This is a genomic window from uncultured Salinisphaera sp. (assembly GCF_964012375.1).
Lineage (GTDB): Bacteria > Pseudomonadota > Gammaproteobacteria > Nevskiales > Salinisphaeraceae > Salinisphaera.
Map to the genome: position 1 here is coordinate 15,496 of NZ_CAXGSH010000008.1, position 22,184 is coordinate 37,679.

A 22,184-nucleotide genomic window follows, 5' to 3' on the forward strand; every position below is an offset into this window, starting at 1 on the left:
TGAAATACTATTTCGTTTTTTGAAGCCGCTTTTTTACTCCGCGCGTTGACTGATGTCCAGTCGCCAAGCGTCGGTCAGCGCTTGCTGTTCAAGCAGGGCTTCGTCGCAGCGGCTGCCGTGCAACGGCGTGGCCGAGACATAGCCGTCACGCAGCGCCACCACATCCGACGCTGGATCAGCGACGGTGGTGATATCGCGTTCGAAACTCAGCCAGTGATAAGCCAGTCCGCGACCGTCCGCTCCCGCGATCAGTCGCGGGCCGACGATCGTGCCCGTGGACTGGCGGGTAAAGCGTAGCCCTTGGATCGACTCCGCGGCCTGCATGGGGAAATTCAGGTTCCAACAACAGCGGCCGACTTCATCGCGCGCGCTCCACAGGCGTCGTATCGTCTCCGCTGCATAGGCTTCGGTGGCCGAAAAGTCGAGCGCGCCGCGATCGTGAAAGACCTGGCTCAGGGCGATCGCCGGCAAGCCCAGATGATCAGCCGCCAATACCGCGCCCACCGTGCCGGAATACATCACCGAGTCGGACAGATTCGCGCCCCAGTTGACCCCGGACAGCACCAGGTCCGGCGGCTCGTCGCGCAGCCAGTCGGCCATGGCGACCATCACGCAATCAGCGGGCGTGCCGGTCAGGGCGTAACGCTGGCTGCCGTATTCGGTCACCCGTAGCGGGTGGTGCATGGATATGCTCTGCCCCACGCCGCTCTGGTCGGCCATGGGGGCGACCACCCAGACGTCCTCGGCGAGCGCGGCAGCGATGCGTTCGGCCACGGCCAGCCCCGGCGCCTCGACGCCGTCGTCGTTGGTCAGCAGTATTCGGCGAATCGGCTTCATGGCGTTCTATGGCTGTCGGATATCGGCCCCGCCAGTCTCGCACGCGCCTGTAACCTTCGTTCAATCATGGGCACGCGCGACCGCCCAGCCGCGTTCGGCGATCAGGCCGGCACGGCGGCCAACGTTCAAGGCATCGCTGTTGCTCGCATTGCCCTGCAACGCCCGCGCATACACACCCTGCAGAATCGCCGCGGTACGAAACAGCGAGAACGCCACGAATACCGGCCAGTCGTCGATCGGCGCGAGCCCGCGAGCCTGGCGGTAGCGCTCGAGCTGTTCGGCTTCGGTGGGAATACCGTGGGCGGCCAGATCCAGCCCTTCGACCCCGCGCACACCGGCCACACCGTGCGGCAGGTGGTACGGCATGCAGGCATAGGCCAGATCCGCGAGCGGATGACCGATGGTGGCCAGCTCCCAGTCGAGCACCGCGGCCACGTCGGTCGAGTCCGGCGCAATCAGCAGATTGCCGATACGGAAGTCGCCATGGGCGATCGCCGGGGTGGTGTCCTCGGGAATATGGTCGGTCAGCCACTGGCCGAGCGCATCCATATTCGGGTCGGTCTCGGTCGCCGAGGCCTCGTACTGGCCGCGCCAGCGCTTGATCTGGCGTTCGACATAGCCGTTCGGCCGTCCGAACTCGTTCAGCCCGACGGCATCGACGTCCACGTCGTGAAGTGCGGCCAGCGCATCGATGAGCCCGCGATAGATCTCGCCGCGCTCGCTGGCCGCCAGTTCAGGCATGGCCGGATCGCCGAACACCCGGCCCGGCACATAGTCCATGACGTAGAACGGCGTGCCGATAACGTCGGCATCCTCGCAGTGCACGTGCATGCGCGGCACGGGCACGCCGGGCGCGTCGACCAGGGCCGACATCACCTTGTACTCGCGATCGATGCGATGCGCCGACGGCAGAATCTTGCCCGGCGGCTGTTTACGCAATACGTAGTGGCGCGGCGCGTCGGCGCTGCCCGTGGTCAGAAAATAGGTCGGGTTCGACTGACCGCCCTGGAACTGGCGAACCTCGAGTCCGCCCTCGAGGAGCCCATGGTCACGAAGATACTGTTCGAGCGCACCCTCATCGAAGCGGTGCGCCTCGCGCACCGCGACGATTTCCGGCGCGCCGGCCTGACTCTGATCCACCATGTTCAGCTGATCGTCTCGCCGCCGTCGGCGACGAGCGTCTGCCCGGTGACATAAGCACTGGCATCGGTGGCCAGGAACATCGCCACGCCGGCGATATCCACCGGCTCGCCGATACGGCGTACCGGCGTACGCTTTTCGGCCTGTTCTAGGCGTTTCGGGTCTTCGACCAGCGCCTTGGCGAAATCGGTACGCACCAATCCCGGTGCGATGGCGTTGACGCGAATATTCTGCGGGCCCCACTCGACCGCCAGATTACGCACCAGCGCCGCTTCGGCCGCCTTGGATACGCCATAGGCGCCGATCACGGTGTTGCCGCGCAAACCGGCGATCGACGACAGCACGATGACGTTGCCGCCGCCTTGCTCGGCCATGCCGGGCAGCACCATGTTGCACAGCCAGAACGTGCCGCGCACGTTGGTTTCCATGATCTTGTCCCAGGCCTCGTCGGACAGTTCCGCCGTGGTGCCATAGACCGGGTTGGTGGCGGCATTGCACACCAGCACGTCGATCTGGCCATAGGTTTGTTTCGTCTTGTCGACGAGGTTCTGCAGGTCTTCTTTCTTGCCCACGTGGCAGGCAATCGCGATGGCGTCGTGGCCGGCGTTGCGCAGTTCTTCGGCGACCGGTTCGCAGGCTTCGCTCTTGCGGCTGGAAATCACGACCTTGGCGCCGTGCTCGGCCATCTGCCAGGCAATCGCCTTGCCGATACCCCGGCTCGAGCCGGTGATCACGGCAACCTTGCCGCTCAAGTCAAACAGATTGGACATCAAATTCTCCTGACGTTAACGAACGCGTGCCGGCAGCCTGCGGGCCACCGGCACGGCGTGCATGAAGCTAGCCGCGGGCCGCGCGCTGACGGCGCAGCTCGAGCTTGGCGATGCTGTCCAAATGCACTTCGTCCGGGCCGTCGGCCATGCGCAGCGTGCGTACGTTCGCCCAGGCCGAGGCCAGGAAGGTGTCCTGGCACACGCCCATGGCACCGTGCGCCTGAATGGCGCGGTCGATGACGTTGAGGGCCATCTCGGGGGCAATCACCTTGATCATGGCGATTTCCTGACGGGCTTCCTTGTTGCCCACCTCATCCATCATCTTGGCGGCCTTGAGCGTAAGCAGGCGCGCCTGCTCGATTTCGATACGCGAACGCGCGATGTTCTTGCGGATGGAATCGAACTCCGAAATCTTGCGGCCGAAGGCCTCGCGATTTTCGACCCGCTCGCACATGGCTTCCAGCGCGCGCTCGGCGATGCCGATGGTGCGCATGCAGTGATGGATACGGCCCGGCCCGAGGCGGCCCTGGGCGATCTCGAAGCCACGGCCTTCACCCAGAATCAGGTTCTCGGCCGGTACGCGCACATTGTCGTAATGAATTTCGGCATGGCCCTTGGGGGCATGGTCGTAGCCGAACACATGCAGCGGCCGTTCGATGGTCACGCCCGGGGTGTCCAGGGGCACCAGAATCATCGACTGCTGACGATGCTTTTCTGCATTGGGGTCGTTCTTGCCCATGACGATGGCGATCTTGCAGTTGCGCGCCATCGCACCGGAGGACCACCACTTGCGGCCGTTGACGATGTACTCGTCGCCGTCGCGCTTGATTTCGGTGGCGATGTTGGTGGCATCCGAAGAGGCCACGGCCGGCTCGGTCATCGAGAAGCAGGACTTGATCTTGCCCTCGAGCAACGGCTCCAGCCACGCTTTCTTCTGCGCTTCGCTGCCGTAGCGTTCGAGCACTTCCATGTTGCCGGTATCCGGCGCGCTGCAGTTGAACACGATCGGCGCGATCGGCGAGCGGCCCATGATCTCGCACAGGTGCGCATAGTCGTAGTTGGACAGCCCGGCGCCGTAATCGCTTTCCGGCAGGAACAGGTTCCACAGCCCTTCGGCCTTGGCCTTGGCCTTGAGCTCTTCCATGATCGGCGGCCAGGCCCAGCGATCCTCGGCCTCCTGATGCTGCTGTTCATAGACCGATTCGGCCGGGTAGACGTGTGCGTCCATGAACGCGAGCAGCCGGGCGTGCAGATCCTCGGCCTGCTTGGATAGTGCAAGCATGATCTCTCCTCAATGTGGCGAATGTTGTGCTCGCACCCGCTCACCCCACGGCAAGCGAGCCCAAGCCTGTTCTTTTACCGAAGCGAAACTGACACAGCCGCAACCGACCGTCAATTTAATGAAACGCAGTTTCATACTCGGCATGAACGATCGTTCGTTTTTTACGCAAAGCTCGGCATGAGCGAGCCCTTTCCAGACCTTCCGCAATTGACCGAACGATCGTTCACCGAATTCGACCATACGCGCAGTCGCCACAAAAATCGACTCTTTATTGCGCACAAATAAGTGCGTGCACGCCTGCCTGCCGGCTCGTGCGTCGATCCCGGCGCGCCGCGCTTAAATCCTGCGCAACCGTGATGCGCAGCAGCGCGCACTGCCCGCGCCCGTTTCGTTATCAGCCCGGCCCCAAAAAAATGTTCAATAGAGGATTGTCGGGTTGCTAGCGCACAGGTGCGAAAGCATGCGCGCCACGGCCAACGGCGGTGAAGCCATTGCAGGAAACGACGGACACCTGCCGGCGTTGCGCTCGATGGCGTTGAAAACAGCTGATGGGGTCAGCGGTTTTCGTGCCCGATCAATAATCGATGGGAACGCCTTCCGGGCCTTCGCAGCCGCTGCGCAGCCGGTAGGTACCTTCGCCGATCGCGAGCAGGCGTTCGTCGGCATCGACGATATCGACCGTCGAATTGAAGATACGACGCCCGCCCGCGCGCCGCCGGCCGATCGCCCGCACCATGCCCTGGCTGGCCTGACCGGTGAAGGTGGTGGTCATCGACAGGGTGATGGCCTTGCGGATACGCCCCGGGTAGGGGCAATAACTGCCGGCCGCCGCACCCGCGATATCGAGCAGCGTGGCGAGGATACCGCCATGCAGCACGCCGGCGAGGTTGAGATGCCATGCCTGAATTTCGAGTTCGAGCGTGGCCCGATCCGGCACCCATTCGACGAACTCGAAGCCCAGATGCGCGGCGAAGCCGCGATCGTAGCGCGCGTTGGCGTCGGCCAGCGACAACCGATCGGCCTGGTTGCTATCGACCATCGATCAGTCGCCACCCACGACAAGCTGTCTGACCTGTTCGACCACCTGTTTGAGCCGCGGGCCGAGGTTTTCGACCAGTACATCGCGGGTCAGACGCTGTGCCGCCCCGCCGCAGTTGAACGACACCACCCGCTGACCGTTTTCCAGGATCAACGGCACCCCCACCCCACTGATGTCGCGGCTCCAGGTCCGGTCGGTCATACAGAAACCGTAATTGGCATAGTCTTCGTAGGCGCGTTCAAGCAACGGCTCGATGTCGGACCACGGCATGGCGCTTTCAGCACGAATGCGCTCGTAATAGGGCTCTCGAGCGGCCGGCTCGTGGGCGGCGAGAAACGCCAGTCCCATCGACGACAACCCCATCGGCACGCGCGAACCCACCTGCAGGCGCAGGATCAGCGGCCCCTTGCCCTGGCAGGCATGGGTATAGGTCAGGTGGGCGCCTTCGGGCACACCGAGTGCGACCATGCAGTCGGTGGCATCGGCGAGCTCCTGCATGAACGGCTGGGCGATATTGCCCACCCCCTCGCTGGCCAGATAGCGATAGCCCAGGTCGAGCACGCGCGGCCCGAGCCGGTACTTTTCCAGATGCGGCATGTAGAGCAGATAACCCAGCTGCGTGAGCGTGGCCGTCAGTCGCGACACGGTCGGCCGGGGAATGTCGGTTCGTTTGGCCAACTCGGCATTGCCCAGATATTCGGCCGCATCGCCGAAGCAGCGCAGCAGCTCCAGCCCCCGCGCAAGCGCGGTGACATAGTTATGACCCTTGGTGTCCGGGCTGTCCGGCGCCATCGTCTTTCGCATGATCTCAATTCCCAAGCCACAAATGTCTAGCGCCGCGTCGGCTATGCAACGCAGCTATGTCCGTTTTGTATTTGTCTGGTCGCGCCGTCGCACCGCGCCGGCGCCAAATAAAATGCGGGCTCGATCGAACGATAGAGCCGCTTTTAGAGAACACCCGCCCCCTGACTGGAACACAAGATAGTCATAACCGTAAGCAATCGCCATACCGAAAAAGTCGCATGGCAACAGCGTCATGACGCTGTCCTGCGCCGGGTCCGCCGAGGTGGCGCCCCCCGATATCCTGGATGGTCATTTTGGAAACGAACGAACGTTCGACAAATATTGCCTATCGCTGGCACAGAATCGTGAAATTAATCTTTTTTGATTTCGTCGGCAACGTTTATCGATTGTCACCTTCACCTGCCGGTTCAATCGCTAGCGCGCGACATGGCGCGAGAAAGCCGATGCAAGGGCCAGAACGCAATGACGAACAATAGCGCCAGCGCCACGAACGCATAATCGAAGCCGGCTTCGAAGACCCGCTGGGCAGGCTCGGCCGGATGGCGCAGCCGGTAGAAATCACTCGCATACTGCGCAAGCACCGCCGACAGGTTCACCCCAAGGGCACCGCCGATCTGGCGCCCGAAATTGATGATGCCGGAGCCCCGATCGAGTTGTTCTTCGGGCAACAGCCCCAGGCTCGCGGTGGTGATCGGCGGCATCATCAGACCCACGCCGAGTCGGCCGAATACGGCCCAGATCACCAGCCATGCGGCCGTGGTAGGAATTTCGGCCGCCGCCAGCAGCACCATGCTGGCAACGAAGAAAAGCAGCCCCCAAGACACGATCCGGCCAATCGGCACCCGGTCGGTCAAATGACCCGCTACGGGAAAAACGAACGCCATGGCCAGCCCGGCCGGCACCAGCATCAAACCGGAGGCCGAGGCGCTCATCCCCGCCGACTGCTGAAAATAAAGCGGCGCGAGATAGGTACTGGCGAAAAGCCCCGCCCCCATGACCATCGACAGCACGAAACCGCTGGCAAAGCCGGGCCTGGCCAGCACGCCCAGTTCAAGCAGCGGTTCGCGCACGCGCCGCTCCCAGGCCACGAAGACGACGGCGAGCAACAGGCCGCCGATCAGGGCCAGATCCACCAGCGGATCGAACACGCCGCGCCGATGCAACGAGGCGATCGACCACAGCAGCGCCACCAGCGAAATGCTCAACAAGGCCATGCCCACCCAGTCGAGCGAGGCCCGGCGCGTGCCCCGACCCGGCAGAAAACGCCAAGCCAGCGCGGCCGCCAGCGCACAGGCCGGCAGGACCACGATAAAGGTCGCCCGCCAGGAAAACCCGTCGACCAGCACACCGCCCAGCGCCGGCGCGATCGCCGGGCCGAGGATCACCCCCATGCCGTAAATGCCCATGGCCTGACCGCGCCGATGCACGGGAAAGACCTGAAAGATGGCCACCAGCGCATGGGGCTGGATCATGCCCGCGGTCAGCCCCTGACCGACACGGGCTGCGACCAGGGTGGGGAAATCGCCGCTCACGCCCCCAACCACGGAAGCGATGATGAACCCGCCCATGGCGAGCACGAACGCGCCGCGCGAACCGAAACGCGCCGCGGCCCAGGCGTTGAGCAGCATGCCCACGGTCATCGCAGCGAGAAACCCGGTCGCCAGCCAGTGGACCTGATCCTGGGCGACGTTGAAGCGGGTCATGATCGCCGGCACGGCGACGTTGATGATGGTGGCCGCGAGCACCACCGAAAACGTGCCGAGCATGACCGTGGCCGAGACATACCACTTGTAGCGCGCGCCGAAGCGCTCGCCGAGTACGGCATAGGTTCTTGGTGTCGGCGCGTCCTGCATCAACGCGTGGGGTCGGCTGCGACCTGTACCAGCAGTTTGCCGCGATTGCGCCCCTGCAAAAGTCCCTGGAAGGCGTCGACCGCGTTCTCGAGCCCGGCGACGATGTCTTCCTGATACTTGACCTCGCCGCTACGCACCCAGGCACTCATATCGCGCTGGAAATCACCGTAGCGATGGCGATAGTCGAACTGGATGAAGCCTTGCACGCGCAGGCGCTTGACCAGCACCTGACCCATGAACGCGATCAGACGATCGGGGCCGTCCGGCGCCTCGCTGTCGTTGTAATGGGCAATACGACCGCAGACCGGCATACGTGCAAAGTCGTTGAGCAGGCCCCGCACGGCGTCGAACACCTTGCCGCCCACGTTCTCGAAATAGACGTCGATACCATCCGGACAGGCAGCGGCGAGCTGCGCCTCGAAGTCGTCCTCTTTGTAATTCACGCAGGCATCGAAACCATAGTGGTCGACGACGTGCGCGCATTTGTCGGCCGCGCCCGCAACGCCCACCACGCGACAGCCCTTGATCTTGGCAATCTGGCCGACGACCTGGCCCACCGCGCCGGCGGCGGCCGATACCACCACCGTTTCGCCTGGCTGGGGCTGGCCTATCTCGTCGAGCCCGACATAGGCGGTAAAGCCCGGCATACCGAGCACCCCCACCGCCGTGCTAATCGGCGCCTGTGCAGGGTCGAGCTTGCGCACGGTCTTGGCCGCCTGCACGGCATATTCCTGCCAGCCACCATGCGCGAGCACGTAGTCGCCGACGGCGACGCTATCGTCGTTGGATTCGACCACCTCGCCGATGGTCGCACCTTCCATGACCGCGCCTTCGGCCACGCTCGCCGCATAGGACTTGGCCGCGCTCATGCGACCGCGCATATACGGGTCGAGCGACATGTATATCGTCTTGACGAGCACTTCGCCCTGGCCCGGTCGCGGTATTTCGCCCTGCTGCATCTGCAGATGCGTTTCGTCGGGCATGCCCTGCGGGCGTTGGGCAAGAATGATCTGGCGGTTGACGGTCATAGAGACACTCCTGGGTTGCGCCGGTTGTTTGCAAAAAGCTGCGACACAAATAAAACAGGGGCACCAAAGTGCCCCTGTTGCATGCGCGTTTTGTCGTCTGAAACTTACTCGGTATCGATATCGGACACGCGACGCAGTTCGACCTTGCCGTCGACCACTTCCGCGATCTCCACATCCACGGCCAGATTACCGCTATCGGTGATGCTCTGAACCTCATACGGGTTGTGGTTGGTTTCGACTTCTTTCAGCGCCTCGGGGATCGCCGCACGGATGGCCTTGGCATCCTCGACGGTGCCGGCCTTTTCCATGGCACGGGCGACCAGGAACATGGCGAAATAGTTGTACGCCGTTTCCGAGGTGGGAACGCCTTCGTGATTCTTCTTGTAAAGCTTCACGAATTCAGCCGCACCGGGGTTGTCGGAATACACCAGCGGGGTCACACCCACCGCGCCTTCAACCGCTTCCAGACCGCCGGCCACGTTGGCCACTTCATCGATCTTGGCCTGATCCATGATCACGAAGCCGCCCTTGAAGCCCAGCTCGCGCGCCTGACGCACCACCAGACCGGTCGGCTCCGATGCGCCGCCCACGAACAGCACGTCCGGGTTGGCTGCCAGCACCTTGCTTACGCCCGTATAGAAATCGGCGGACTTGTTGTAGTCCATCGGGTTGCTGGCCACGACTTCACCACCGGCAGCTTCCCAAGCCGGCACGAACGCCTTGGTCCAGTACTTGGCGTAGTCGTGGGTGGCGTTGGCCACGGCGAGCTTCTTGCCGTAACGCTCCATCGTGAGCTTGGTAAAGGGTTTGACGTAGTCGGTGAAGTTCGGCGGAATCTTGACCGTGAGCTCGTTACCCTTTTCCGTGACCGACGGAATCGAGGTGTAGGACATCACCAGGAAACCGTCGCGTTCGTTGAACGCCTGCAGCGCGAACGTACCGCCGGAATGCGGCGTGAACACCACCGGCGTGCTCGACTGCTGGACCAGCCGCTTGCCATTCACCGCCGCACGGCTCGGCGAATACATGTCGTCGAGGCTGACGATATTGATTTCGTAGTTGGTGCCGTCGACGTCGATGCCGCCGTTGCCGTTGATCTCCTTGGCGGCCATGCGCAGGCCTTCCAGGGTGTTTTCACCGTAGAGTGCCGCGCCGCCCGACAGCGGCCCGGTGAAGCCGATATTGACCTTCTCTGCCGCATGCGCCGCGCCGGCCACGCCCATGGCCAGAGCTGTCGCCACGGCGACCCGGCGAACCGTTTTTTTGAATGTCATTCTCTATCTCCCCTCTTTTATTCGGGTTGGTTGCTAGCACTCGTGGAATCACGAGATTTTGGAATTCCTAGGCGCCGATATAGGCCTTGCGCACCGCCTCGTTGCCGAGCATTTCTTCGCGGTCGCCCTGCATGACGAGCTTGCCGTTCTCGATCACATACGCACGGTTGGCGATCTTGAGCGCGGCATAGGCGTTCTGCTCGGCCAGCAGCACGGTCGTGCCTTCGGCATTGATCGACTTCACCGTCTCGAAGACCTGCTTGACCACCAGCGGCGCAAGGCCCAGCGACGGCTCGTCGAGCATGAGCAGCTTGGGCCGCCCCATCAGCGCACGCCCGACCGCGACCATCTGCTGCTGGCCGCCGGAAAGCGAACCCGCGGGCTGGTCCTTTTTTTCTTCAAGAATCGGGAACATCGCCAGAATATGCTCGAGCGTACGGTTCATGCCGGCACGATCGCGGCGATGCACATAGCCGCCCAGGCGCAGATTCTTGAGTACCGACATGCCGGGAAAGAGCTTGCGTCCTTCCGGACACTGCACCACACCCGCCTGAACCAGCGCCGAGGGCTTGCGTCCGGTGACGTCCTTGCCGTCGATGGTGATCCGGCCGGCCGCCGGCTTCATCAGCCCGCTGATGGTGTTGAACAGCGTCGTCTTGCCGGCGCCGTTGGCGCCCAGCAATACGACCAGCTCGCCGGCGTCGATTTCCAGCGATACCCCGTCGAGGGCCTTGAAACTGTCGTACTTGGCGTCGACGCCCTCAAGCTTCAGCATCTTCTTTCCCCAGATACGCTTCGATAACGACCGGATCGTTCTTGACCTGTTCCGGCGTGCCTTCGGAAATCTTCTCGCCGTGATCGAGCACGATGATCTTGTCGGCGATACGCATGATCATGTCCATCTTGTGTTCGATCAGACAGACCGTGATGCCGTGATCGACCATCTTGTGAATGAGATCGACCAGCCCGTCGGTTTCTTCAGGATTGACGCCGCCGGCCGGCTCGTCGAGCAGCACCAGCTCCGGTTCGGTCGCCAGCGCCAGGGCGAAGGCGATACGTTTGCGCTCTTCCTGACTGGTATCGGCGATATAGCGATGACCGATATGCGACAGCCCTACGAATTCCAGCGTTTCGGCGGCCTTGTCGCGGCAGCGTTTCTCGTCCGCCTTGAGGCGTTTGGAATTGACGATCACGTCCCATAGCCGCGATTCGGTGCGCAGCCGATGGCCGATGATGAGGTTGTCGAGCACGGTCGACTCTTCGAACAGCATGGTCGTCTGGAAGGTGCGTGCCACGCCCAATCGTGCGATCGAGTCCGGCGACTTGCCGGCCAGATCCTGACCCTTGTACTCGATCACCCCTTCCGTGGGCGGCATCGCGCCCGCGATGAGGTTGAAGAAGGTGGTCTTGCCGGCGCCGTTGGGGCCGATGATGGCATTGATCTGGTTGGCGCCGAATTCGACGCTTACATCGTTGACCGCGGCCAGCCCGCCAAAGCGCTTGGTGAGATTGCGGATATTAAGCATTGTTGCGCGCCTCCGTAGCGTCGGCACTGTTCGGGTCGGACGTATCCACGCGGGATTCGCGCGTCTTGCGTGGTGCCTGACGCGCCATGCGCCGACCGCGCCAGCCCAGGAAGCTGCCGACGATGCCGCGCGGGAAGAAGATCACCAGCAGCACCAGCATCGGCCCGAACACGATCATTCGATACTCTTCGAGCGACTGCACGGCCTGGGTCAGCCAGGTCACCAGCAGCGTGCCCAGCAGCGGCCCCATGAGCGTGCCGATACCGCCGACCAGCAGGTAGGCGATCATGTCGAAGGTATGGATGAAGTTCGCTTCCTCCGGGCCGATGAAGCGCACCACGCCGGCATACAGCCCACCGGCCGCCGCGGCATAGACGGTGGAAATCACGAAGGCCAGAATCTTGTTGCGCATCAGGTTGATGCCCAGCGACTGGGCCAGATCGTCACTGATACGAATAGCGCGAAAGGTGCGCCCGAGCAGCGATTCGGAAATACGGCGCGTCAGCCAGATCGCCAGCGCCAGGAAGGCCAGCACCAGATAGTAGAACGGGATCGTCTGGGTGAAATCGACCAGGCCGAAACCTTCCGGCGGGGCGATATTGATGATGCCCAGCGAGCCGTGGGTGAGTGCTTCCCACTTGTCGATCATCAGATAGATGATGTAGCCGACACACAGGGTGAAGATGGCGAAATAGTGCTCCTTGAGCCGCAACGACACGATACCCACCACGAACCCGAACACCGCGCCGAACAGCCCGGCCGCGGCGAAAGCGGGCCAGAACGGCCAGCCGTGATCGACGGTCAGAATGGCCACGACATAGGCGCCAATCGCAAAGAAGCCGCCGTGGGCCAGATTGAGCTGGCCGCAGTAGCCGGTGATGATGTTCATGCCGTAGACGGCGATCGCCCAGATGAAGGCCAGCGCCATCACATAGATGTGGTACTCGTTATCGGTGACCAGCGGGAAGACGACCGCCAGGGCCAGCAGCAGCCAGCGCATGGTCGAGCCGAGCAGAAAATCGATTGCACGGTTCATTAGCGCACCCCCTTGGTGAACAGACCGGTCGGCTTGATCGACAGGATCACGACCAGAAGCACGAAGGCGATGACGTCCTTGTAGGTGCTCGACAGATAGAAGCCGCCGAGCGCTTCGGAAAAGCCGATGATCAGGCCGCCGATGATCGCGCCCGGAATACTGCCCATGCCGCCCAGGATGATGATCACGAAGGCCTTGAGCAGCACCAGATGGCCCATGGCCGGATAAACCAGGTTGATCGGCGCGAACAGCCCGGCGGCGACCGCGGCCAGCGCGCCGGCGATGGCGAAGGTCATCATCGCGACGCGGTTGGCATCGATACCCACCAGGAACGCGCCTTCACGGTTCTGGGCCATGGCGACGATGGTCGCGCCGGTCATGGTCTTTTTCAGATACAGATGCAGCGCCCCCATGAGCGAAAACGCCCCGACGATGATCAGCAACCGCTGCGCAGGCAGCGTCAGGCCGCCGATCTGCAGAATCTGGTTATAGGGCGATGCAATACGGCGGAAGTCCGCACCCCAGTACATCTGCACCACCGCCTCGAGAAACAGCAGGATGCCGATCGCCGCGATCTTGTCGTGGATCGGCGGCGCGTTGCGAAGCGGATGAAACACCAGCCGTTCGCAGATCACCGACATGGCGGCCACCACCACCGCGGCGGCGGCGATCGCGACCCAGTAGTTCAGGCCCAGGTCGGCCATGGTGAAATAACAGACGTAGGCGCCAACCATGTACAGCGCGCCGTGGGCGAAGTTGGGCACGTGCAGGATGCCGTAAACCAGCGTCAGCCCCAGGGCGACGAGCCCGTAGATGCTGCCGAGCGTCAGGCCGTTTAGAACCTGCTGAAGGAACAAATCCAAGACGGTCTCTCCCTATTGAGCGAACGAAGGGCAAAAGCCGTACACGGCGAACACGCCGGGCACGAACAACAGAATCAAACCGGCGCTACGCACGACGGCCCGACCAAACCGGCAACAACAAAGGGAGGGTATACAGCGCAGCCTTGCCCCGGCACGAAGCTCGGCTGGGCTGGGCCATGCATTGCTGACCGACACAGGCGTATCGGCAACCGCGTATCGATCCGACGATCGCTCATGCGGTGATCTCCTCCGGTTGTATTTGCCGAATGTCCGGTAGCGTTTTTATGTTTGCGATCTGGGTCGCGTGCCCCGGCGGCATTTTTCTTTTCTACGGCTCAAAGCTGCCACGCCCGCACAGCCCCGTCAACAGCTTAGTGAAACCCCGTTTCACTTGACTGATACAGCAATCGAATACGCCCAAACGTATGAAAGTGGCGATAAAAACCGCAAACGCTTTACGCGTGTGGCCTTGACGATCGAACGTTCGTCCGATGGCTGTTCGTACCGATCTTCAGGCTTAGGACGAAAGCAGCACAATCCCGACCACCGCATCGCTCGCCACCGCGCCTGTCGGGCCGATACCGCGCAATCGGCGCGCACCAAAGTCGATTGGCTGGGCCAGCGGGCATGCAGTCACGGGCGCACGCACAGCGCAAGACGATACCCGTTACGCCCGGCGATCAAACCTCCAGCCACTCTCGCCGCACGCTGTCGTCGGCCTCCAGGTCGGCCGGCGTGCCTTCGAACACGATCCGGCCGTGGCCCATCACATAGACCCGATGCGACACCCGCATGGCGATACTCAAACGCTGTTCGACCAGTAGCACGGAAATGCCCTTGTCGGCGATCGCGAGCAGAAAGTCGCCCACCTGGGAGACAATCTGCGGTGCCAGCCCCTCGGTGGGCTCGTCGATCATGATCAGCTTGGGGTCGCCCATCAGCGTGCGACACATGGTCAGCATCTGTTGCTCGCCGCCAGAGAGCAGATCCGCCTTCACATCGGCGCGCTCGGACAGGCGCGGGAACAGTTCGTAGGCATCCTGTAGCGACCAGCCGGTTTTCGCGCCCACCTTCTTGGCCCCCATTTCGAGGTTTTCCCTGGTGGTGAGCCCGGAAAAGATCAGCCGATCTTCCGGCACGTAGCCGATACCGCGGCGCGCCACCTGGTGCGACTTGAGCCCGGCTACCGATTCGCCATCGAACTCGATCGTGCCGTGCGGCGCGACCAGGCCCATGATCGCCTTGCAGGTGGTCGAACGGCCCACGCCGTTACGCCCGAGCAGGCTCACGATCTCGCCGCGACCCACCTTGAAATCCACACCCTGGAGGACGTGGCTCTTGCCGTAATAGGCATGCAAATCCTTAACTTCCAGCATATTCGCACTCATCACTAATGCGCCTCGCCCAGATAGGCTTCCTGAACCGCCGCGTTGGCGCGGATGGCTTCCGGCGTATCGCTGGCGATAATCTGCCCGTAAACGAGCACGCTGATGCGATCAGCCAGTTCGAATACCACACCCATATCGTGCTCGACCATGAGCAGCGTCTTGTCCTGGGTGACTTCGCTGATCATCGCCATCGTATGGTCGCGCTCGGCCAGGCCCATGCCCGCCGTGGGTTCGTCCAGCAGAATCACGTCCGCGCCGCCGGCAATGGTGGTCCCGATTTCCAGGGTGCGTTGCTCGGCATAGGTCAGCAGCGAGGCCGGCACATCGCGGCGCGCCGACAGACCCAGCCGTTCCAGCCATTGTTCGGCGGCCTCGTTGAGTGCAGTCTGGCGGCCGACCAGATGCCAGAACGAGTACTTGTAGCCCTGGGCCCACAGCAGCGAGCAGCGCAGGTTTTCGAACACGGTCATGTTCTGGAACAGGTTGGTAATCTGAAAACTGCGGCTGAGCCCGCGCCGATTGATCTGATGCGGCGCCAACCCGCTGATGCGCTTGCCGTGCAGCGCGATCTCGCCTTCGCTTGGTGTATAGCGACCGCTGATCAGGTTGAACAAGGTGGACTTGCCGGCCCCGTTCGGTCCGATGATGGCATGCCGCTCCCCCGGGGCCACGGCCAGATCCACGCCGCGAATGATCGGCGTTTCGCCAAAACGCTTGTGCACGTTCGCCAGTTTGAGTGCATCGCTCATGTTTTCGCTCCCGTGGCCTGCATCGATCGGTTCACCCCGGCCCAGCGGGCACGCACCACGCGGGCCGTCGCGAGCACGCCGGCGATGCCCACCGCCAGGCCCAGCAGTGCCACCAGCCACGACCACAGACTCGTGGCGTTGATCTGCATATAGAACAGATCGATCGGGCTGGACGGATCGTAGGCGAGCGACAGCTGATAGCCCATCTCGACCACCGCCACCAGACCGGCGATCGCCAGCAGTGCCGGCAACAGGACCAGCAGATAGGACGGCAAGAGCCGCCAGAGCAGGCCGGCACGCCAGGGCGCGGCATGGGCATAGATCACGCCGGCAATCCCGCCCGGCGCATACATCACCATGAACACGAACATGAGGCCGAAATAAAGGATCCAGCCTTCCGAGAAACCACTCAGCGCGGTATGCATATAGGTCACCAGCACCGCGCCGATGATCGGCCCGAAGAACAGCCCCACCCCGCCGATGAACGTCATCAGCAGCACAGCCCCCGACTGCACCAGCCCCACGTTGGGCGCGGTCATGATCTCGAACATGATCGCGAACAGACCGCCCGCGATACCGGCAAAGAAGCCCGACAGCGAGAACTGGATGAAGCGAGCGATGGTGGTGTTGTAACCCACGAACTGGGCACGCTCGGGGTTGTCGCGTACCGCGTTGGAAATACGCCCGAGCGGCGTCTTGGTGAGCAGATACATCGCCACCGCAGCCATCACCGTCCATGCCCCGATCAGGTAATAGACCTCGATCGACGGCCCGTAGCTGAAGCCGAACAGGGTGACGTCGGTCACGCGATTGCCGGAGATGCCGCTTTCACCGCCGAAGAAGTCGGTGAACATGTTGGCGCTGGACTCGACCATGGAGCCGATGCCCAGCGTGATCATGGCGAACGTCACGCCGGCCCGGCGGGTCGAGATCGAGCCAAAGATGATGCCGAAGGCCAGCCCGCCAACGCCGCCAACCAGCGGCATCAGCTCCAGCGGAAACTGCCAGACCTCATCATTGACGGCACGAATCGCGTGCAGGGTGAAGAACCCGCCCAGACCGAAATACACCGCATGCCCGAAGGAGAGCATGCCCGCCTGGCCCAGGAGCATGTTGTAGGACAGCGCGAAGATGATGAAGACACCCATCTGGCTCATCATCGAAATCGAGCTGCTCGAGGTGAAGATATAGGGCAGCACGACGATCACCAGCGCAAACAGCGCCCAGACGCCGATATGCCATAAAAGCGCCGTGCGCGAAGATTGGGAATGACTCATGACTCGCGCGCCCCCATCAGCCCACGCGGGCGAAAGATCAGAATCAGCACCATCATCAGATAGGGCAGCATCTGGCCGATACGCGACAGATCGATATGGGCCAGCCCACCGGCGATGTTTGCACCGTCAAGCCCCAGCCCGACCGCAGCCAGCAGATCGGCAATGGAATAGTTCAGGCTTACGGCAAAGGTCGTCACCAGGCCGATGATCAGCGAGGCCGCAAGCGCGCCGCCGAGCGATCCCAGACCTCCGAATACGACCACCACGAACACGATCGGCCCCATGGAAAACGCCATGCCCGGTTCGGTGATGTAGTAGTTGCCGGCCATCACCCCGGCCAGCCCCGCCAGGCCGGTACCGAAGGCGAATACCAGCGTAAAGATACGCGGCACGTCGTGGCCGAGCGCGCCCACCATTTCGGGATGCGATAGCGCTGCACGAATGATCATGCCCACACGCGTACGCACCAGCAGCAGATAAATGGCCCCGAACATGGCAATGGCAACGAACAGGATGAACGCGCGATAAGCCGGGAAGCTGGTACCGAACAGCGTGAACAGGGTGAAATCGAGCGACGGCGGAATGGCGTAGTTGACCGGGATCTGGCCCCAGATCAGCACCACCAGCTCATCGATGACGTAGACCAGGCCAAAGGTCAGCAGCAGTTCAGCCACATGCCCATGCTTGTGCACGTTGCGCAGGCCGAAGCGCTCGGTAAGCGCGCCGAGAAACCCCACGAACAGGGGCGCGAGAATCAGCGCCACCCAGAAATTGGTATACGAGCTGATCGTATAGGCGCAGTAGGCGCCGAGCATGTAAAAGCTGGCATGGGCGAAATTGAGCACGCCCATCATGCCGAAGATCAGCGTCAGGCCGCTGGCCAGCATGAACAGCAACATGCCGTAGAGCAGGCCGTTCAAGACCGAAAAAACAATGGATTCGAGCATCACCGGGGACCCCGCGACGGCGAAATGGGAGAGCGTCGGGCGCACGAGGCACCCGGCGCTTGCGCCGGGGCCCCGCCACCGTCATGCCGGCCGGCTGCAAACGCACCGGCCGGCGATCAAGCGTGATCGCAGTCGATCAGCTCGAGGGACGCTTCATTTCGCAGACGCTGTCGACCGCGGTGCTGGCCGCATCGAGCTTGGCGTCCATGACCCAGCCCAGGCCGGTGCCTTCCGAGTCGTACTTGGGATAGTCTTCGGAGAAGGTCGAGATGAACAGCGGCTGGAGCAGCTGATGGTCCTGTTCGCGCATGGTCACCGTGCCGAACGGCGTTTCCATGGTCATGCCTTCCAGCGCCCGGGCCACGGCCAGCGGCTCGGTACTGCCGGCCTTTTCCATGGCTTTTTGCAGCATGTCCATCTGCGTCTTGATACGCAGGTAGTAGAACTCGATACCGTCGTAGCGCTGCTCGAATTCCTCGAGAATTTCACGCAGTTCCGGCGCTTCGTAATCCTCGACCAGATTCTCCTGCCATTCGGTGAGCATCTTCACGTGCTCGGCACCCGCCTTGCCCAGGGCCGTGGGCGTGCCCAGACCGCCGGCATAGTAGGTGAACCAGTCCACATCCAGACCTGCCTGTGCACCGGCCTTGACCAGCAGCGACAGATCGTTACCCCAGTTGCCGCTGATTACCGTATCCGCGCCCGAGGACTGAATCTGGGAAATATACGGCGAAAAGTCCTTCACCTTGCCGACCGGATGCAGCACATCGCCGACGATTTCGATATCCGGACGCTTCTCCTTGAGCATTTCCTTGGCGATACGCGAGATCGCCTGGCCATGCGAATAGTCCATGTTGATCAGGAAGACTTTCTTGATGTCGTCCTGCTCGGCCATGTAGTCGGTGATCGCCTGCAGCTTCATGGCGCTGTTGGCATCGAAACGAAAATGCCAGAACGAGCATTTCTCGCCGGTCAGGGCCGGGTCCACGGCCGCATAGTTCAAAAAGACCATGCGGTTGTCCGGGTTGCGGCGGTTATGCTTTTCCACGCCGTCCACCAGGGCCCCGCCCACGTGCGAGCCGTTGCCCTGGGTGATGTAGTGCACGCCTTCGTCCGCGGCTTCGCGCAGAATCTGCAGCGATTCCTGCGCGCTCGACTTGTTGTCGTAGCCGATGATCTCGACATCCTTGCCGAGGATGCCGCCGTCGGCGTTGATGCGCTCGGCCAGATACTTGAAGTGCTTTAGGCCGGCATCGCCGACGTTGGCGAACGGACCCGAGAGCGGATCGATATAGCCGATCTTGATGGTGTCGTCAGCTGCGCTGCCAAGCGTTGGCACAGCCAGCGCCGCTGCAACCCCTACTGCCGCCACGGCCCGTCGCACGAGCCCCTTGTAGTGCTTCATTGCGTCTCCTCCGGTTTGTTTTAGCGTGGCTTTTGCCACTTGTTATCGATGCCTCGCACATCGTGGAATTGAAACTAGCACCCTCTGATCGGCAACGCCAACAGTATGTGCTGCATACCGCTATTTGCCCGACAACCCAATGCCCGCAACTGCTTGAACGATCGTTCGCAATTTGCTGAAACACAGTTTCATCAACATTGACGCCCCCCGGGCCTTGTGTAGAATTCCACGCGCGATCAAAGGAGATAAAAATGACAACGGCCGCGATTAAACGATTCGACAACCGCACGGTGATCGTCACCGGTGCGGCCAGCGGCATCGGCCGCGCCAGCGCTATTCGCTTTGCCCAGGAGGGCGCCCGCGTGGTGCTTGTGGACCGCGAAGAAACCGCCCTGCAGGCGGTCATGAGCGAGCTTGCCGGTAGCGGTCACGAAATCGCTGCGCTGGATGTTCGCGACGAAGCTGCGGTCACCGCGCTGGCGGATCGGATTGCGGCCGAGCACGGCGCCATCCACGTCCTTTGCAACAATGCCGGCATCGCCGGCGGCGACTATGCCCCGGTGACCGATAACGATCTGGACACCTGGCGCGACGTGGTCGACGTGAATCTATTCGGAACCATGCATTTTACCCGCGCGGTCGGACGTCACATGCGTGATGCCGGCGCAGGCGCGATCGTGAACACCGCTTCGGTGGCAGGGGTGCGCTCGGGCGCAGGCGGCAATGCCTACAGCGCCTCGAAAGCCGCCGTGATCAACCTCACCCAGACCAGCGCCTGCGACCTGGGCCAGTACAACGTCCGTGTGAACGCGGTCTGCCCGGGGCTGGTCAAGACCGGCATGACCAAGTCGGTATTCGACTATGCAGAGGCCAACGACAAGGCCCACAAACTCGGCGCGCGCTGCGAACTGCGTCGCTATGGCCGGCCGGAAGAGCTGGCCGCGGCGATCACGTTTCTTGCCAGCGACGACGCCAGCTTCATTACCGGCCAGGCCCTGCCGGTCGACGGCGGCAATACCGCCTCGCTGAACATGCCGGGCATGAAGGTCTGATCGTGTTTCCCGTCATGTCGCATCGCCTGCAGTTGGCGCCACCGCGGTGGCTCCATACGGGATGGCGATGCGTAAACATCGGTGCCATCATGGCGCCCTTCGCTCGTCGCCGAGTGCGAGTTGCCGTTTCCACCGACGGCGTACGCGCTCACTAGTGGTGCGGCGAGCCAGCCGAGAGCAATAACGATATGAGTGAAGAAACAGAACGCGACGTCATGGAGTACGACGTACTCATCGTGGGCGCGGGCCCCGCGGGCCTGTCGGCCGCCTGCCGTCTCAAGCAGAAAAGTCCGGAACTGGAAGTCTGTATCGTCGAAAAAGGCTCCGAGGTCGGGGCCCATCTGCTGTCTGGCGCGGTCTTCGAGCCGCGCGCGCTCGACGAACTCTTCCCCGACTGGAAGGAAAAAGGCGCGCCGTTGAACGTGCCGGTCACGCGTGACGAAATCTATTTCTTCACCAGTGAAAGCAAGGCCACGAAGATGCCCAACGCCTTCGTGCCGGCACCGATGCACAACGAAGGCAACTATGTCATCTCGCTGGGCCAGCTCGGCCGCTGGCTGGGCGAACAGGCCGAAGCTCTGGGCGTGGAAATCTACCCCGGCTTCGCCGCGCAGACGCCTATCATCGAAGACGGCGTGGTCAAGGGCATCGTTACCGGCGAAATGGGCGTCGGCAAGAACGGCGAACCCAAGGACAGCCATGTCCCTGGCATGGAGCTGCGCGCCAAGTACACCTTCTTCAGCGAGGGCTGCCGTGGCCATATCGGCAAGCAGCTGATTCGCGAATTCGAGCTCGACAAGGACGTCGACCCGCAGCACTACGGCATCGGCCTCAAGGAAATCTGGGAAATCGACCCGGAGAAGCACGAGCCAGGCCTGGTGATTCACGGTGCCGGCTGGCCGATCCATCTGTCCGGCAGCGGCGGCTCCTTCCTGTATCACCTGGAAGACAACCGCGTGGCCGTCGGCCTGATCGTGGATCTGAACTACGAAAACCCCTATCTGTCGCCGTTCAAGGAATTCCAGCGCTTCAAGCACCACCCGAAGATCGCCCAGTATCTGGAAGGCGGCAAGCGCGTATCCTACGGCTCGCGCGCCATCACCAAGGGCGGACTCAATTCGCTGCCGAAGATGACCGTGCCCGGCGCGGTGCTGCTCGGCTGCGATGCCGGCACGCTGAACTTTGCCAAGATCAAGGGCAACCATACGGCCATGAAGTCCGGCATGCTCGCCGCCGAAGCCGCGGCCGAGGCACTGACGGGCGGCGGCGAAGGCCATGATGAGCTCACCGGCTACACCGACGCCTTCAAGGCCAGCTGGGTTTACGAAGAGCTCTATGCCAGCCGCAACTTCGGCGCCTCGCTGCACAAGTTCGGTACTTTCAAGGGCGGCGCGCTCAACTATATCGAGCAGAACTGGTTCAAGGGCAAGGCGCCGTGGAACTTCCACGACACCACGCCCGACTATGCGGCCACCAAGCCGGCCGACCAGTGCACCGAGATCGAGTATCCCAAACCCGACGGCAAGCTATCGTTCGATATCCTGTCGTCGGTGCATCTGTCGAACACCGGCCACGAGGAAGACCAGCCCTGTCACCTCAAGCTGACCGACCCGTCGATCCCGATCGAGCACAATCTGCCCAAGTACGCAGAACCGGCCCAGCGCTACTGCCCGGCGGGCGTATACGAAGTGGTCAACGGCGACGACGGCAAGCCGCGCTTCCAGATCAACTTCGCCAACTGCGTACACTGCAAGACCTGCGATATCAAGGATCCGTCCCAGAACATCACCTGGGTGCCGCCGGAAGGCGGCGGCGGGCCGAAATATTCGGCGATGTAGGCACGGGCGCTACGGTTTGTTCGTCGAACGATGCCGTGGCGACCGATTGTTTTTAGAGACATAGCGACAAGAGAAC

20 protein-coding genes are annotated in these 22,184 nt (G+C 62.4%); 2 read left to right on the forward strand and 18 right to left on the reverse strand.

The window, feature by feature from the left end; genetic code table 11:
- Positions 1–33: 33 nt before the first annotated feature.
- The 18 genes from surE to ABNU97_RS02770 all read right to left on the reverse strand — a co-directional run bounded on the left by surE (position 34) and on the right by ABNU97_RS02770 (position 19,218).
- Positions 34–837 (reverse strand): 5'/3'-nucleotidase SurE, encoded by an 804-nt coding sequence (gene surE / locus ABNU97_RS02685; protein ID WP_348765211.1) that lies wholly within the window; start codon positions 835–837, stop codon positions 34–36.
- A 60-nt stretch (positions 838–897) separates the two neighbouring features.
- Positions 898–1,980: a phosphotransferase gene (locus ABNU97_RS02690; RefSeq protein ID WP_348765212.1), complete on the reverse strand. Its 1,083-nt coding sequence runs from the start codon at positions 1,978–1,980 to the stop codon at positions 898–900.
- Positions 1,981–1,982: 2 nt separating this feature from the next.
- Positions 1,983–2,747 (reverse strand): SDR family oxidoreductase, encoded by a 765-nt coding sequence (locus tag ABNU97_RS02695; protein WP_348765213.1) that lies wholly within the window; start codon positions 2,745–2,747, stop codon positions 1,983–1,985.
- A 67-nt stretch (positions 2,748–2,814) separates the two neighbouring features.
- Positions 2,815–4,029: an acyl-CoA dehydrogenase family protein gene (locus ABNU97_RS02700; RefSeq protein WP_348765214.1), complete on the reverse strand. Its 1,215-nt coding sequence runs from the start codon at positions 4,027–4,029 to the stop codon at positions 2,815–2,817.
- Positions 4,030–4,603: 574 nt separating this feature from the next.
- Complete coding sequence (locus tag ABNU97_RS02705) at positions 4,604–5,068, reverse strand: PaaI family thioesterase (RefSeq protein ID WP_348765215.1); 465 nt, start codon at positions 5,066–5,068, stop codon at positions 4,604–4,606.
- A 3-nt stretch (positions 5,069–5,071) separates the two neighbouring features.
- The gene (locus ABNU97_RS02710) at positions 5,072–5,872 is read right to left on the reverse strand and encodes an IclR family transcriptional regulator (protein WP_348765216.1); all 801 of its coding nucleotides are present in this window, start codon (positions 5,870–5,872) and stop codon (positions 5,072–5,074) included.
- 407 nt (positions 5,873–6,279) lie between these two features.
- On the reverse strand, positions 6,280–7,725 hold the full coding sequence (locus tag ABNU97_RS02715; protein ID WP_348765247.1) for a DHA2 family efflux MFS transporter permease subunit: 1,446 nt from the start codon (positions 7,723–7,725) through the stop codon (positions 6,280–6,282).
- Positions 7,725–8,753, reverse strand: a complete 1,029-nt coding sequence (locus ABNU97_RS02720; protein ID WP_348765217.1) for an NADP-dependent oxidoreductase — start codon at positions 8,751–8,753, stop codon at positions 7,725–7,727. Before ABNU97_RS02720 ends, ABNU97_RS02715 begins: the two co-directional genes overlap by 1 nt.
- Positions 8,754–8,857: 104 nt before the next feature.
- On the reverse strand, positions 8,858–10,027 hold the full coding sequence (locus tag ABNU97_RS02725; RefSeq protein ID WP_348765218.1) for an ABC transporter substrate-binding protein: 1,170 nt from the start codon (positions 10,025–10,027) through the stop codon (positions 8,858–8,860).
- A gap of 67 nt (positions 10,028–10,094) precedes the next feature.
- Positions 10,095–10,802 carry an ABC transporter ATP-binding protein gene (locus ABNU97_RS02730; RefSeq protein WP_348765219.1) on the reverse strand — a complete coding sequence of 236 codons (708 nt, stop codon included), beginning with the start codon at positions 10,800–10,802 and terminating at the stop codon, positions 10,095–10,097.
- The gene (locus ABNU97_RS02735; protein ID WP_348765220.1) at positions 10,789–11,553 is read right to left on the reverse strand and encodes an ABC transporter ATP-binding protein; all 765 of its coding nucleotides are present in this window, start codon (positions 11,551–11,553) and stop codon (positions 10,789–10,791) included. Before ABNU97_RS02735 ends, ABNU97_RS02730 begins: the two co-directional genes overlap by 14 nt.
- Positions 11,546–12,589 carry a branched-chain amino acid ABC transporter permease gene (locus ABNU97_RS02740; RefSeq protein WP_348765221.1) on the reverse strand — a complete coding sequence of 348 codons (1,044 nt, stop codon included), beginning with the start codon at positions 12,587–12,589 and terminating at the stop codon, positions 11,546–11,548. The genes ABNU97_RS02735 and ABNU97_RS02740 overlap by 8 nt, the downstream gene beginning before the upstream one ends.
- A complete protein-coding gene (locus ABNU97_RS02745) occupies positions 12,589–13,452 on the reverse strand; it encodes a branched-chain amino acid ABC transporter permease (protein WP_348765222.1) in 864 nt (287 codons plus the stop codon). The genes ABNU97_RS02740 and ABNU97_RS02745 overlap by 1 nt, the downstream gene beginning before the upstream one ends.
- 680 nt (positions 13,453–14,132) lie before the next feature.
- Entirely contained in the window at positions 14,133–14,828 is a 696-nt protein-coding gene (locus ABNU97_RS02750; protein WP_348765248.1) for an ABC transporter ATP-binding protein, read from the reverse strand.
- Positions 14,829–14,842: 14 nt separating this feature from the next.
- Positions 14,843–15,589, reverse strand: coding sequence for an ABC transporter ATP-binding protein (locus tag ABNU97_RS02755; RefSeq protein WP_348765223.1), 747 nt, complete (start codon positions 15,587–15,589; stop codon positions 14,843–14,845).
- Positions 15,586–16,866: a branched-chain amino acid ABC transporter permease gene (locus tag ABNU97_RS02760; RefSeq protein WP_348765224.1), complete on the reverse strand. Its 1,281-nt coding sequence runs from the start codon at positions 16,864–16,866 to the stop codon at positions 15,586–15,588. The genes ABNU97_RS02755 and ABNU97_RS02760 overlap by 4 nt, the downstream gene beginning before the upstream one ends.
- Positions 16,863–17,813, reverse strand: a complete 951-nt coding sequence (locus ABNU97_RS02765; protein ID WP_348765225.1) for a branched-chain amino acid ABC transporter permease — start codon at positions 17,811–17,813, stop codon at positions 16,863–16,865. Before ABNU97_RS02765 ends, ABNU97_RS02760 begins: the two co-directional genes overlap by 4 nt.
- A 136-nt stretch (positions 17,814–17,949) precedes the next feature.
- Positions 17,950–19,218 (reverse strand): branched-chain amino acid ABC transporter substrate-binding protein, encoded by a 1,269-nt coding sequence (locus ABNU97_RS02770; protein ID WP_348765226.1) that lies wholly within the window; start codon positions 19,216–19,218, stop codon positions 17,950–17,952.
- Positions 19,219–19,469: 251 nt separating this feature from the next.
- Between ABNU97_RS02770 and ABNU97_RS02775 the strand changes: the two genes are divergently transcribed.
- The gene (locus tag ABNU97_RS02775) at positions 19,470–20,270 is read left to right on the forward strand and encodes an SDR family NAD(P)-dependent oxidoreductase (protein ID WP_348765227.1); all 801 of its coding nucleotides are present in this window, start codon (positions 19,470–19,472) and stop codon (positions 20,268–20,270) included.
- Positions 20,271–20,458: 188 nt separating this feature from the next.
- Positions 20,459–22,108, forward strand: a complete 1,650-nt coding sequence (locus ABNU97_RS02780) for an electron transfer flavoprotein-ubiquinone oxidoreductase (RefSeq protein WP_348765228.1) — start codon at positions 20,459–20,461, stop codon at positions 22,106–22,108.
- Positions 22,109–22,184: the final 76 nt, after the last annotated feature.